Annotated in this window: 12 protein-coding genes; 3 read left to right on the forward strand and 9 right to left on the reverse strand. The window is 62.4% G+C overall.

The features are described from left to right. Window position 1: 1 nt before the first annotated feature. The 9 genes from V1288_RS16140 to V1288_RS16180 all read right to left on the reverse strand — a co-directional run bounded on the left by V1288_RS16140 (window position 2) and on the right by V1288_RS16180 (window position 10,336). Window positions 2-1,054 (reverse strand): acyltransferase, encoded by a 1,053-nt coding sequence (locus V1288_RS16140; RefSeq protein WP_334357971.1) that lies wholly within the window; start codon window positions 1,052-1,054, stop codon window positions 2-4. Further along, on the reverse strand, window positions 1,051-2,160 hold the full coding sequence (locus V1288_RS16145; RefSeq protein WP_334357972.1) for an acyltransferase family protein: 1,110 nt from the start codon (window positions 2,158-2,160) through the stop codon (window positions 1,051-1,053). Before V1288_RS16145 ends, V1288_RS16140 begins: the two co-directional genes overlap by 4 nt. Window positions 2,161-2,204: 44 nt before the next feature. Continuing rightward, window positions 2,205-3,239, reverse strand: a complete 1,035-nt coding sequence (locus tag V1288_RS16150) for a glycosyltransferase (protein ID WP_334357973.1) — start codon at window positions 3,237-3,239, stop codon at window positions 2,205-2,207. 18 nt (window positions 3,240-3,257) lie between these two features. Then, entirely contained in the window at window positions 3,258-4,652 is a 1,395-nt protein-coding gene (locus V1288_RS16155; RefSeq protein WP_334357974.1) for a VpsF family polysaccharide biosynthesis protein, read from the reverse strand. A 2-nt stretch (window positions 4,653-4,654) separates the two neighbouring features. Further along, window positions 4,655-6,967 (reverse strand): AAA family ATPase, encoded by a 2,313-nt coding sequence (locus V1288_RS16160; protein WP_334357975.1) that lies wholly within the window; start codon window positions 6,965-6,967, stop codon window positions 4,655-4,657. Then, window positions 6,948-8,375: an outer membrane beta-barrel protein gene (locus tag V1288_RS16165; protein ID WP_334357976.1), complete on the reverse strand. Its 1,428-nt coding sequence runs from the start codon at window positions 8,373-8,375 to the stop codon at window positions 6,948-6,950. Before V1288_RS16165 ends, V1288_RS16160 begins: the two co-directional genes overlap by 20 nt. A gap of 298 nt (window positions 8,376-8,673) precedes the next feature. Next, window positions 8,674-9,387, reverse strand: a complete 714-nt coding sequence (locus V1288_RS16170; protein ID WP_334357977.1) for a polysaccharide biosynthesis/export family protein — start codon at window positions 9,385-9,387, stop codon at window positions 8,674-8,676. A 1-nt stretch (window position 9,388) separates the two neighbouring features. Then, on the reverse strand, window positions 9,389-10,123 hold the full coding sequence (locus tag V1288_RS16175; protein ID WP_334357978.1) for a metallophosphoesterase family protein: 735 nt from the start codon (window positions 10,121-10,123) through the stop codon (window positions 9,389-9,391). Between the two features lie 69 nt (window positions 10,124-10,192). Next, window positions 10,193-10,336, reverse strand: a complete 144-nt coding sequence (locus V1288_RS16180; protein ID WP_334357979.1) for a hypothetical protein — start codon at window positions 10,334-10,336, stop codon at window positions 10,193-10,195. Window positions 10,337-10,902: 566 nt separating this feature from the next. Between V1288_RS16180 and V1288_RS16185 the strand changes: the two genes are divergently transcribed. The 3 genes from V1288_RS16185 (at window position 10,903) to V1288_RS16195 (ending at window position 14,029) form a co-directional block, all read left to right on the forward strand. Then, a complete protein-coding gene (locus V1288_RS16185) occupies window positions 10,903-11,667 on the forward strand; it encodes a sugar transferase (RefSeq protein ID WP_334357980.1) in 765 nt (254 codons plus the stop codon). Between the two features lie 55 nt (window positions 11,668-11,722). Further along, window positions 11,723-13,156, forward strand: coding sequence for a mannose-1-phosphate guanylyltransferase/mannose-6-phosphate isomerase (locus tag V1288_RS16190; RefSeq protein WP_334361322.1), 1,434 nt, complete (start codon window positions 11,723-11,725; stop codon window positions 13,154-13,156). An 84-nt stretch (window positions 13,157-13,240) separates the two neighbouring features. Further along, on the forward strand, window positions 13,241-14,029 hold the full coding sequence (locus V1288_RS16195) for an FkbM family methyltransferase (protein ID WP_334357981.1): 789 nt from the start codon (window positions 13,241-13,243) through the stop codon (window positions 14,027-14,029). Window positions 14,030-14,047 lie beyond the last annotated feature (18 nt).

The following is a 14,047-nucleotide window of genomic DNA, read 5'->3' on the forward strand; positions in this document are numbered from 1 at the left end:
CTCAGGCCCCCAGCCAGCGGCAGAGTCGGGGGGAGGCGAGCTGCCGGACGGCCAGCAGCGCGGCCGTGGAGAGGAGGACAGTCAAGCCGCAACAAACGGCAAAGCCGGCGATGCCGCCGAGCTGGCGCAGCGCGGTGTGATCGCGCAGCGCCATGACGATGAAGATGTGCCAGAGATATATGAAATAGCTGCCCGAGCCGAACCATCCAAGCGGCGGCGATCTCGGCTGGATGGCGAACAGTGAGACGCAGAACAGGGCGGCATAGAGGAAGAAGGCGGTCGAATCGTAGGTGGCGGCATCGCCAAGGCCGAGAATGCGCACGGCGGCATAGACCATGTAGGCCGCCAGCATGGCGCCAATGAGCGCGCGGTGCATGCCCTGGTCCCGCAGGTCTGCGAACATCGCGGTCAGCGCGCCGAGTGCGACGAAGGAGAACCAGAATGGAATGTCGCGCATGCGGACTTCGTCGAGCAATCCGTCCGAGGCGCCGAGCCGGGACATGGCCGGGTCGAGATAGCTGCCTGCAAGCAGGCCGCATCCGATCGAGAGGATCAAGAGCGCCGCGATCCGTTTGCTTGAAGCCGGTTGTCCGGCGCCGCTAATCGCAAAGACGAGCCATAGGCCGAGCATGCAGCAGACATAGACGAAGACGTAGTAGTAGACGAAGACGTATCCGAGGGCAAACCGGGCGAGCGCCGTGCCGATGCGATGGTCCATCGCCGGATTGTGCAGGGCCATGTAGGCATAGGCGGCGGCGAACGCGATCGCGTAGGGGATCACAGCCGCCTTCAACCGCTTTGCGAGCGGCACGCGGCCGGAAAGTGCGGTCAGATATCCCGATACGAACAGGAAGACCGGCACGCAGGGCCGCAGCGCCGCGTCGAGGGATTTTGCCCAGACAGCATCGAGCGGCTGCGGCAGCGAATGGATTCCGATCACCATCAGGATGGCGATGCCGCGCATGGCGTCGACGACGCCGTCGCGGCTCTGAGCCGGCGCGTGCGCGATGCTCAGGGATCGCGGGTTTGCCGCTATGCGCTCCATGACCGTCATGATGTGCGCTCCTGCTGAGAAATCGCGGGAGACGGCGCGGGCCTGATGGCGCGGCGGTCGTAGGCCTCGGTCAGATATCGCCGCAGCGGCGTTTCGAATGTGCGCAGCGACACGACGCTTGCGAATGCAAGAACGACGATCGCCACCGGCGCAAGAATCAGCCGCTCATGCGGCGACAGGGAGAGTAACCGCGATCCGAAGGTGATGATGACGGTCGCAACCGGAATATGCAGCATGTAGCAGGAATAGGTCAGCGGCGACCAGCGATCGAAGCGGAGCCGCGACAGCAGCGTCTCGGTCCCCGCGCAGTCTGCCTGAACGGCAAGCATTGCGATGGCGTAGATCGCGATCAGGGCAGTCATCGTTGGCAGCCAGGAGCCGAGTGCGATGAACGCCGCCAGCGATGCAGCCAGCGCGCCGGGAAGCGCCGGCCAGTGCGCGATCCGGCCGCGAAACAGATAACAGACCATGCCGAGGTTGAAGGCAGGCAGCGCCCTGAAGGCGCCGCCCTGATTGATCCAGTCAGCCCATGGCGTTGTTCCCGCTGTCCAGGCCCATAGCGAGTTGGCGAGTGCGGCGACGACCACGAGCGCAACGACCGCTTCCTTGCGACGTTGCGCGATCAGGGCGACGAGCGGGAAAAGCAGATAGCAGAACATCTCCGCCGACAGCGACCAGCTCGGAAAGTTGAAGGTCAGGCGCTCGCCTATGAAGGCGTGGAGCAGCAGGAACTGGGCAGGCAGGTCGGAAAGCGGGTAGCGGGCGGGATTGTCGGTCCGGGCAGCGCCGAAATGCAGCGCACCGGCAAGCGCCAGATAGAAGGCGAGCGTGGCGAGATGCAGCGGATAGATGCGGGCGATCCGGCGCCAGAGGAACCGGCCGATCGATGCGGCCTCATCGACGCGGCCGAAATATTGACGGGCGATGACGAAGCCGGAGATCACAAAGAACAGATCGACGAACAGGTTGAAGTGCCAGGTGTGCGCGACCATGAAGCGGCCGACAGGAATGTCCTTGAAGTAATCGGAATAGTGAAGGATCACCACGGCGCCGGCTGCAACGATGCGCAACCCGTCCTGATGCCTTGTGGTGCTGGTGTCATGCAAGGCTGCGGTACTCCGGACCCGAAATTCCTCTGGAAGGGCTGTTATCAGGCGGCCAGCCGGGCGATCAGGCTGATGACCGCATCGCGGTCGCTGCGGGCCAGATCGTTCCATCGCGCCAGATTCCGCACCGCCTGCGCTACGTACCGGGCGCGCCAGTCCTCGTTCGATAGCGCGGCGGCGATCCGCGCAGCGGCCGAGGCGGGATCGGCGGTGTTGATATGGATACCGGACTCGCCAAGCACCTCGCGAAAGATGGCCGCATCGGGAGCGATGATCGGCAGGCCGGCGTATTGCGCTTCCAGCAGCGGCAACCCCAGGCCTTCGTCATGGGACGTGCAGACGAACAGATCGGCGGCATCAAGCAATTGATTGACCCGGTCGGCGGACTGATATCCATGCAGCGTAACGCCCGGTTGCCCCTCAAGCGCGTGCCAGTCGTTACCCCAGCCCGGCCTTCCGACGATATCGAGCGTTGCATCCGGAAATTCCTGTGCGCGCAAGGCGTCGAGGATTTTCGCCGCCGCTGTGAAATTCTTGCGCGGCTCTACCGTGCCCAGCGCGATCAGCCGAAGCGGTTGGGGCCGCGCGCTGCGCTCGCCGCGTTGCCCGGGGTCGAGGCCAAACACGTTGCGGACCGAAGGCCGATAGAGCGTCACCTCGGCATCGGACCGGCAATGCGCGGCAAGTCTGCGCCGCGTGTCGCCGGAATTCGCCAGAAAGCGCGGGTAGTGGCGCAACGCGAACTTGAACGGCCCGGCCATATAGAGCCGCGCCCGCATATTGAGCTCGGCGCGCCGCGTGATCAGGAAATCATCATGGATATAGGGCAGCACCCGCGATGCAAACGGCCGCAGCAGCGGACTGGGGGGAAAGCCGGGACATAGCAGGATGGAGGACGAAGCGGCGAGCCGCATCGGCAATCCCAGGGTTTGCGTCGTCAGCATCTGGCGAAGACCCTTCGCCCTCACAGGCACGACATCGAGCGGCGCCAGCGCGGCCTCGGAGAACAGCTCCAGCGTGATGCGCTCGAGACCGGTGACGTGACGTCCGAGATGGGTGTTGTCGACATAGATAGTCATGCGAAAGGGAATCCCGAGTTATGCCGGAACGGACCGGTAGCTGATGGGTGTGCGGACTTGCGCGGGCGCGCTAACGCGCCGCGGCTCGCGCGGCAGCAGGACCGCTATGAGGATCACGAACTGCGTCAGCTGAATGTTCTTCGACGAGAAGCTCACCGAGCTGGCGGCGATGATGACGATCAGCAGCACGATGGCCCATACCGCCCGGTTCGAGCGGCGCACCAATTCGACGAAGAAGCAGACCAGTCCGATCGTCAGCAGGATGGTGTGGACGAGGCCGAATTGGACGACGGACGAAATCCAGAAGTTTTCGATGCCGTAGTTGAGGCCGAGCTGCGACTGCAGCGCATTCACCCGAACCGGATTGGGGCCGAGGATCAGTTCATGCCAGTCGAAGTGCGAGAGCAGGCTGAAAGTGGCGAAGCGCGCCAACGTGCTGCCCTTGTCGGAAGAGAAGCGCAGCAGCATCTTGTCGAAAATGCCGAGGTCGAGCGCGGCGAATATGACGGCGCCCGCGGCAAACAGCACACAGATCGCGAGAATGGCCGCGGGAAGCGGCGTTCGCTTTCCCCGCATCAGGCGAAACGCTTCAAAGCTCCCGGCCAGCCCGATCATCGCCAGCACCGTGACCAGCGACGTTCGGCCGCCAAAGGCCATCAGCGATCCGAGGCAGAATGCGATCAGTGGCAGCCGCACCAGGACTGGTGGACAGATCGCCGGACGAAGCACCAGCGCCAGCACATAGGCGCCGACGATGCCGGATGCCGTGAGCGGGTGGCCCAGCAGCGCCGCGGAGCGCCACTCTCCCATCACCACGACGTCACCGAGCGTCAACGGGATCAGCCGATGCCCGGAGAAATACTCATAGTAGCCGAGCACGACGTTCAGCAGGATCGTGAAGTGTATGGCCCAGGCCAGCGGGCGTTTCTGCGCTGATGATAGCTGCCACATCACCATCGCAATCAGGATCGGCAGCAGGAACGTGTCGATGATCACGGTGAATGGACGTTCGAGCACCACCACCTGGATCAGCAGAAACAGCCAGCAGAGCAGATAGGCCAGCAGCAGCTTCGATTCGGAAAACACCCGGTTGATCTCGCCAACCGGGCCGCGGCTGCGCAGCAACAGGAGACCGAATCCCAGCAACGTGAAATAGGTTGCCGGGTGAAGTTTTTCGTAAAAATTACCGCCCGCCGTCATATAGTGGATTTTCCAGTTGGTCAGGACGGACGACGAGAGCGTGAATGTTGCGATGACGGCCAGCAGCATCAAACCGGTCGCGACCCGTTCGATGAACGCGTCGGCATTCGCGATGCGCCCATGCGCATGGGAAGCCGGCCGTAGTGCCGGCGACACAAGGGGACGACGGCGCACCTGCGTGGCGCCGGCCGGTCCGTTCAATGGTCCGCGCATTCTCACCGCGCCACTCCGGCATGGAGGCTCGCGGCGCCATACGGCTTCAGATAGGCCGAGCTGCGGTAATAGTCGTAGAACTGCAGGCGGCTGAGATCGACGCGGGTCAACACCGTGCCCATGATTCGGTCGCTCACTGGGGACAGCAGGTCCATGGCATGGGACAGCACTTCGCCGGGGGTCTGGTCCCAGGCCAGCGCCAGAATGATGCGATCGGCCAGTTCGGCGAGCGCGCGGCCGTCGACCAGCGGCACCAGCGGCGGCGAGTCGATCACGATCAGTTCGTAACGGTGACGGAAATGATCGAGAACGTCGACGATCCGGTCGGAGAACATCAACTCGGTGATGTATTCGACCTCCTTGATCCTGGTCGACGGCAGAATTGAGAGCCCGGTGCTGGGATCAACCAGAATGGCGTGTTCCGGTGCGGTCTGGCCGATCGCGACTTCCAGCAGGCCGGCATCGGCGCGTGGGCATAGCGAGCGCGTCACCTGCGGATTGCGGAGGTCGCCATCGATGAGAAGCGTCCGGATGCCAAGCATCGCCAGCGATTGCGCAAGATTGATGGAGAGCGTGGTCTTGCCCTCGCTGTCGAGCGCGGAGGTGACCTGTACGACTTTCACCGGCTGCGATCGCATCGTCCGTTGCAGCGCGAGGCGAACGGCACGGATCGCTTCCGCGAAAAACGTGCCGGGTTCGTCGATCGCGTAGCGCGTCAAAGGCGGCTGCAGCGGCGCCGGCAGAAGTCTGGCGGTCTTCGGATCATAGCGGCCGAGTTCGTTGCGCCCGCGCCGGGCGAGGCGGGCGAGTTCGCGCGCGCCGACCAACGGAACTGCGGCCAGCGCCGGTACGCCCGAAATGGCTTCAGCCTGTTCGAGCGTCTTGATGCGGCCGTCGAGATAGTCGGTGAGGAATGCCAGCACGCTGCCCGCGCCGAGGCCGAGCATCACGGCAAGGCCCAGGATCAGCATCGTCTTGGGCGATGACGGCCTGATCGGAATGCTGGCCTTGGTGACGATCCGGGAATCCGGCATCTCCAGGCTCTCTTGTGCCGTCGTTTCCTTGGAGCGCGCCAGATAGGATTCATACTGCGTGCGGTTGGCTTCGGCCTCGCGCTGCAGTTCGCGCAGGCGCACCTGCGCTTGCCCTGAGGAGGTGGACACGCCCTGGAGCTGGTCGAGGCTCTGCTGCAGCGACGCCTCGCGGGAGCGCGACACGTCGTAATCGTGCTTGGTGCTGTCCAGTATCCGCCGGATTTCCTCGTTGATCAGCCTTTGGGTATCGCGCCGCTGCGCCCGCACATTGGCGACGAGGGGATGGCGCGCGCCGTATTTGCTGGACAGGTCGGCTTCGTTCTTGGCGATGTCGGCATACTGGGTGCGCAGCTTGGTGATCATTTCCGAGGAAATGGCGGCGTTGATGCCGCCGGGATCGCCGCCGGATTTCGCGATGTCCTGGATCTGCTCATACTTGGCTCGCGCCTCCGCCGTTTGCACGCGCGCGGCAATCAGCTTGTTGTTGAGGTCGGTGATCTGCTGGTCGTTGAGCGTGACGCCTTGCGACACCATCAAATTGTTGGCGGATCGATAATCCTCGACCGCCTTTTCGGAGGCGACGACCCTCGACTTCAACTCGTCGATCTGGCCGTTGAGCCAAGTGGCGGCGATGCGCGTCGCTTCGTTTTTGGCGCGAACCTGCTCCTCGAAATACGCGTCTGCAATCGCGTTGGCGATGGTTGCGGCCTTCTGCGGCGATTCCGAACTGACGGCGATGTCAACGAGGAAGGTGGTGCCCTGCCGCGTCACCTTCATCCGTTTCTGCAGGATCTCCACCGATCGCGCTCGCGCCGCGTCCTCGGGGCTCGCGCCGTCGCTTGGCCCGCTGCTGCTGAACAGCCGCTTGATCGGATCGAGCAGGCCGGGCTTCGGCGTGAATTCTTCGTCTTCCATCAGCTTGAGCTTGCCGACCACGCGCAGCAGGATCGCACCCGACTGGATCAACAGCGTCTGGCTTTCGATGGTTGCATCATCGGTGCCGAAGTTCGACAGCACGGACTGGTTGGTTTCGACGACATTGGCGCGGCGCGGATCGACCAGCACGGTGGACGTCGCCGTATATAGAGTGGTCGCGAACATCAAATAGGTCAGCGCCAGCCCGAGCAGCGCCAAGGTCGGCAGCGCCACCATCTTGTAGCGACGGCGCAGGATGCGGCCCATCTCGCGCAGATCGACGGTCGGATACTGCCAGCTTTCCGCGGGGCGGGCGGCAGGCTCGTCGGGGATCACATAGGGCAGGTCAGAATTGCGCTGTAACATTCATTCCTACCAGGTGTTTGTCGAAGGTGAAGACGGGAATGTCGCTGTCGCGCTTGGTGTAGCGGTAGTAGGCCGAAACCGCGGCAAAGCGGTTGACGAGGTATTTGACGCGGGTGTCTGACGTGAGCACGTTGTCCCTGCGGAGCTGGCCGAAGAACTTGTCGTTCTCGTAACCGCCCGCGAGCGACACGATGATGTTGCGCCGAAGTTCGTAGTCGAGGCCGACTTGAACTGCATTGGCAAGCACGCCGGTGGCGCTGGTGTCGGTGGTCTGCGTCACGAGCTGCTCGGCATTGAAATGCACGTCGAGCAGGCGCGTCGGCCGCCATGTCAGCCGCGCGCGGTAGGAAGGACCCTCGATGTTGCCGATCGACGGATCGTCGAAACGCTGCTGGACATAGCCGGCGCCGAACTCGCCGGTCACCAGATTGCCGAAGCCGACCGTGATGCCGGACAGGGCGCGATACCCCTGCGAGTCCAGCGTGTGGCCCGGCGTTCCCCTGATGTCGCGCTGATTGCCTTCCACGCCGCCGAACCAGCCGAGGGTGGAAGAGATCGCATAGTCGATCCGGCTGTGCAGCGCGTAGACCTGTCCGTCGCGGGCGTCCTGGTTGATGACGGTGCCGTCCTGCGCGCGCGTCGATCCGTAGTCGTAGGAATCGGTACGGAAGCCGACCGAGGTCGTCAGCCGGTTGAATTCCTTGCGCAGCGTGACGTCGCCGGACATCAGGTTGTATGGCGTCGGCGATATGGCGTTGGCGGGGGAAGTGAGCGTGCCGACACCTTCGTTCAGATGCGCGATCTGAAAGCTGCCCAGCAGTACCGTGTCGTTCGTGATGTCCAGCCAGCCATTGCCCTTCAGGCTGGCATTGGTCTGGTTCAGGCTCGAAAACTGGCTATAGGCCGTCGACTGCGCATCCAGCTTCAGGTCCAGACCGTGTCGCCCCCATAGCGAGTGCGCGCGAAGCGTCGGCTCAATCACCGCCGCTATATCGGAACGCTGCGCGGTGCCCGACGCGAAGACGTTGCTGTCGTAAAAAGTGCCGGCGGTCAGCGACGGGTTGAACATCCAGGAGCCGGAGCGAATGCCGATGGGCTCGTAGCCAGGCTGCTGTCGCTTCTTCACCGGCATGTCCTCGGGCGGGATTTCTTCGCGATTGTCCGGATCGGTCCTGTCCGGCAGCGACGACGGCTCAAAGATTTTCTGTGCGTTCCAGGGCGAAGCGAATTCTCCGTTGGTCCACGGGATCGCCTGGGCATGCGCCGACGATCCAAGACCCAGCAGGATTGCAGCAGCCGGCGCCGGCAAGAGGTTGAAGCGGCGTCGGCCGGATACGCGTATCGAACGGAATCGTTCTCCGCTTGTTTCGGACGCATCCAACCCTGCCATTTCAAACTCAGATCCCATCACCCATCCCTTGCGGGAACGCGAAGGCGGCGAACACTTGACGGGCGAAGCCCGTCGCTCAGAAAATGATCGTCGACTGCGCATTAGAAAGGCAGGCCTCATACTCGGTACGCGGGCGCAAGGTTTGATTGAGTTGTGAGATTGAAGTGATGCGCTCGCTTGCAACGCGCCTTGCCGGAAAAAGTTTTCCTCGCGCCGCAAAATATTTCGCATTGCAAAACGCTCGATGTGACGACAACGCAACACACACGTCGTCATTCGCCCGCGAGCGGCATGCACTCCATCTGGTTCCGCGACGCTAGAAGTAGCGTTCCGGAATCCGAATGTTGTCGCCGGGGTAAACCGGAACAGGAGCATCGAGAGGCACGATCTCTTCAGCACCGGCGCCTGCCCGGCGCAGATAGACCTTGTTCTCGTTGGCGCGATACGTGAATCCGCCGGCGCTTGCGACCGCGTCCAGGACCGTCAGCCCATTGCGGTACGGGTATTCGCCGCTCTTCTTGACTTCGCCGAGAATGTAGTACGGACGATACTGCGCGATCTCGACGTTCACGCGCGGATCACGCACGATTCCCTTTGCAAGCGCGGATGCGATCGATTTCTCGAGTTGCCGCGTTGTGGCGCCGGCAGCCTTTATATGGCCCGCGAGTGGAATCGAAACCTTGCCGCCATTGTCGATTTCATACTCGCCGGTGATGTCGGGTTCGCCGTAGACCTTCAGCCTGATTCGGTCGTTCGGGCCAAGGATGTAACCTTCCGCGGACGATGCGGATGGCGGCGTTTGTGCTGAAGCATGAATCGAAAGACCGGCACTGATGCCGGTGATCGCAAGGACGAAAAGAAGAAAGTGAAGCGTCGGGCCGGCGCTGGACGACCGTTGCTGCATGGCTGCATCTCCATGAGTGCATGTACAGCCGCCGATCATAGAGAAGCAATCACGGCAAAAGAATGTGAGGTGTGAGTTCCGCGTGCCCAAGATGCGCGCAGGCTGGTCACAAGTCGTTGCACGCATGTCACAAGAAAAGGATCGTCGATCCTTCAATCGCGATGCAGGTCAGGGTTCCGGTCCGCCACGCAGCAGTGTCGATGTTGATTCGGTTGTGGCGAATATCCGGATGCGGCACCGGCGTGTGACCATGCACGACGAATCGTTCGTGCCTCCGCGTGCAGTCGAGGAACTCATCTCGAATCCAGATCAGATCGTTAACATCCTGTTGCTCGATCGGGATGTCCGGGCGAATGCCGGCATGAACGAACAAAAAATCGCCGCAACTGAACTGGTTACGCAAGCATTGCATGACCAACGCGTGTGCACGCGGAAACGCGTCAAGAAAGCGGCGATGCAGATCGCTCGCCGTCTCGGTTCCGTCGCGCAGCTCGACACCATAGGACGCAAGCGTATGCATGCCGCCCAGTTGCTGCCAGTATTGCAGAATGGCCGGGTCCTGCAGAAAACCTTCCATCACGGCCTCGTGGTTGCCGCGCAGGCACACCGCGTGATTGGCAACGAGCCGGACCGCCAGTAGATCCATCACCGCCCTCGAGTGCGGCCCGCGATCGACATAGTCGCCGAGGTAGACTTCGACCGTATGCGCGATGGGCCGGCGCCGGATGTCGTCGTCGATGCGCGCAGTGATTTCGCTCAGCAAATCAGCGCGGCCGTGGATGTCGCCGACCGCATAGATGCGGGTATCCGCCGGCGCTGAAGCGGAAACGGTGCGCGAAGGTGCCGCAGATGTTCGGTGCATGGTTTGCGATGTCGATCATGGAACCAGGTGGCGGTCAATCCATGACACAATGTACCGAGGCTGCGGTGTCTAGAAAACGAGCAGGCCGATCAGGATGACGATCGCAATCCACGCGATCGCATTCGCGATGATGATTCGGTTCCTGAGCCTGCGGTCGGGCGGCAATCTGCCCTGTTGCACAAGCGCGCGGCTGTGCAGACGTTCAGCCATCATGGGCGCCTCCCCGGAAATGTTCCGTGGCGTGGACGGCTCGCGAGTCGCGGCCGTCTCTGTTTTCCTCCGAAGCCTTGCGATCATCGCGCCAGTTCGTGCGCCTCAATCGCCGTTTCTCGTCAGGCTGTGGCGGATCGCGTTAGCTTTCGATGAACAGACTCGTTCGAAACAACGACGTGACGGCGATTTGTTGCCACTGCCGTGACGCGAACCAGTTCAACTGAACGTGGAGAATCCAACAAGCGATTTTGTTCCGCGATTTTCGATTATGCATGGCAGCATCGAGTCACGCGCAGGCCATTAACCAGGCAAATCGAAACTAAGCGCTTCCGAACAAACCGGAATATCGCGTCGCACAAATCACGGTAAAGATTTCGTTGCGGCGTCATCCGCGAGATTTTCGCTTTCACGCCAAATTTCGCTCAAGATTGTGGAAAGTCTTAGCGATCAGCGAGCGTTCGCGCTCGCGGTAAGTGATGACGTTCGCCGTTGCGAAATCGTCACGCGCGGCGCCGGGTCATTCGAATGTGCCCGGTCACAGTCCGGTTCCAGCAGAGAGGAGAGTCATGGCTTCGATCGTGACAGCCAACTTCGATCGGAACAACGTCACGCCGATTCGGAGAGAGCGAACCCAGATATCGGTCCGTCCTGTCGAGTTTGCCGGCGGCAGTACGCGTGGTGCGTATCGAGGCCGCCGGCGTTCGCGCCGTGTCGCGCGGACTGAGCCGTCATCGTCGGTTGCAAAGCGCATTTTCGATATCGCCGCGGCAAGCGGCGCGTTGCTGTTTTTCGCGCCGCTTCTGATTGCGATCGCGGTGGCGATAAAGGCGACGTCGCCGGGTCCGGTGCTGTTCTTTCAATACCGCTACGGCTATCGAAACCGCCGCTTCAAGATCTACAAGTTCCGCACCATGCGCAACGATGCCGGCGACGTGCGCGGCGTAAGGCAGACCGTCCAGGGTGACGCGCGCGTGACGCCGGTGGGGCGAATTCTGCGCAAGACCAGCCTCGACGAAATTCCGCAACTGCTCAACGTGATCAAGGGCGACATGTCGCTGGTCGGGCCGCGGCCGCATGTGCCGGGAATGCTGGCGGCTGACCTGCCGTATGAAGACCTCGTGCCATACTATTTTCAGCGCCATACGGCGCGGCCGGGCATTACCGGGCTCGCGCAGGTCAGCGGCTGCCGGGGAAGCACGGCCGAATCAGAGCCTGCGATTTCGCGGATCGATTACGACCTTCACTACATCGAGAAGTGGTCGCTGCGCATGGACGTCATGATCATCATCCGCACCATCCGGAAGGAATTCCTGTCGGGAAGCGGGTTCTGACCATCCGCAACGTTAAAACATCGCAGGAAGATATCGAGGGGACAATGCAATGGCGATGATCGAACCGCGCGGCCGTATTGTGCCCGTTCTCCTGTCAGGCGGCGCTGGCTCGCGGCTGTGGCCGCTGTCGCGCGAGACCTATCCCAAGCAACTGCTCTCGCTGCTCGGCGAAAACACTCTTCTGCAGCAGACGGCGCTGCGGGTCGAGGATCGCGCGCTGTTTACCGAGCCGATGGTGATCGCCAACGCCGAGCACCGTTTTGCGATCGGCGAGCAGTTGCGTGCGGTCGGCGTCGATCGTCCGACCATCGTGCTCGAACCGTTCGGAAGAAATACCGCGCCTGCGGTGGCGCTCGCAGCGCTGCTCGCCGGCGAAAGCGACCCCGACGCCGTGATACTGGCGATGCCGGTCGACCACTGGGTGCGCGATCACGCCGCGTTTCGCGCCGCCATATCGACGGGCATCACGGCCGCGCGCTATGGCCGATTCGTCCTGTTCGGCGTCCGGCCTTCGTCGGCGGCGACCGGGTTCGGCTACATCCGGATGGGCGATGAGCTGGAAGCGGCGTCGCCCATTCGCAGCGTTGCGAGCTTCGTCGAGAAGCCGGATCTGGTGACGGTCGAGCGCCTGCTGGCCTGCGACCAGCATGTCTGGAACAGCGGGATATTTCTGCTGCCGGCCCGTCAGTTCATCGACGAACTGGCGGATCGGGCGCCGGAGGTTCTCGCCGCCTGCCGCAAGGCGCTGACGGGCGCGACCCGCGATCTCGATTTTCTTCGCCTCGAGGAGCGCGCATTCGAGGCATGCCCGAGCATTTCGATGGACTACGCGATCATGGAAAAGACCGACAATGCGGTGGTCGTGCCCGCGACCTTCGACTGGAGCGATGTCGGAAGCTGGTCGGCTTTGTGGTCGATGGCAGACAAGGATCCGTCGGGCAATGTGGTGATTGGCGATGCGGTGATGGAAGACGCCTCGGGCTGCTATGTCCGCGGCGACGGGCAACTGGTTGCAGCGCTCGGGGTCGAGGATCTCGTCATCGCGACGTCGCCTGATGTGGTGCTGGTGACCAGCCGGAAGCGCGACCAGGATGTCGGAAAGCTGGTCGAGCGCCTGAAGGCCAACGGCCATCGGTCGGCAACCCAGACCCACAGCGTTCATCGCCCGTGGGGCTACTATCAATCGATCCACTCGGGCGATCGTTTCCAGGTCAAGCGCATCACCGTCAATCCCGGCGCGAAGCTGTCGCTGCAGAAACATTATCACCGCGCCGAACATTGGGTCGTGGTGAACGGCACCGCGATCGTCACGCGCGACGACGAAGAGATCCTCTTGCGCGAGAACGAATCGATCTTCGTTCCGCTCGGATGCATGCATCGCCTGGAGAATCCCGGAAAAGTCCCGCTCAATCTGATCGAGGTCCAGTCGGGGGCCTATCTCGGCGAAGACGACATCGTTCGCGTGCAGGACATCTATGACCGCGTCTGAGGTGCGGCTGGTGGGAGGCAGCATCCGCAATCGCAGACGGCGCACACCGCAGCTTGTGTGCGTGCGACACCAAGGGAGGCCGCAATGAACGCAAAACAACAGGTCAAGGAGCTGGTGAAGGATGCGTTTCCCTCGATATGGCTGCAATGGCATTTCATGAAGCGCCCGAAATCGGCGGAGCGGGAACTGTCCTATCTCGACAAGGTGATTCCCGGTGACGCGGTGACGGTCGACGTCGGCGCCAATTGCGGCCTGTATACGCGGCGGCTGGCGCGCCTTTCCAGGCAGGTTCATGCCTTCGAGCCGTCGCAGCAGATGGCGAAGCTGTTGCGCCGAACCTCGGCACGGAATGTAAGCGTCCACGAGATCGCGCTGTCGGATCATGACGGCGATGCCGAGCTGTTCATCCCGCAGGGCGATGACGGCCTTGTCTATGGGCTTGCCTCGCTGGAGGCACGCGCCGATTCAGCGGCCAGAATAGTCTCTGCCCACGTGCCGATCGCGCGGCTCGACGCGGTGATCGACCAGGACGTGGCGTTCGTGAAGATCGACGTCGAAGGCCATGAGTTGAACGTCCTGAACGGCGCGGTCGAACTTCTAGAGCGTTGCCAGCCGGTATTTCTGGTGGAGGCGGAAGACCGCCATCGCGCCGAGGCGACGCGCTCGGTGTTTGAATTCTTCCGGGACAAGTCCTATCGGGGGTTTTTCCTGAAGGACAACGACGTGATCGGCGTCGAACAGTTCGATTCACACAGGCTCCAGGATGCCGGCGCGCTGCGGCCGGACGGCGGCCGCAAGGACGGACGGTTCTACGTCAACAACTTCTTTTTCTTCCCCCGTCATCTCGACGGTGAATCGATATTGAGCAGCTAGCTCGTCGTTTCGCCGCTA

It is taken from the genome of Bradyrhizobium sp. AZCC 2176 (assembly GCF_036924645.1).
Lineage (GTDB): Bacteria > Pseudomonadota > Alphaproteobacteria > Rhizobiales > Xanthobacteraceae > Bradyrhizobium.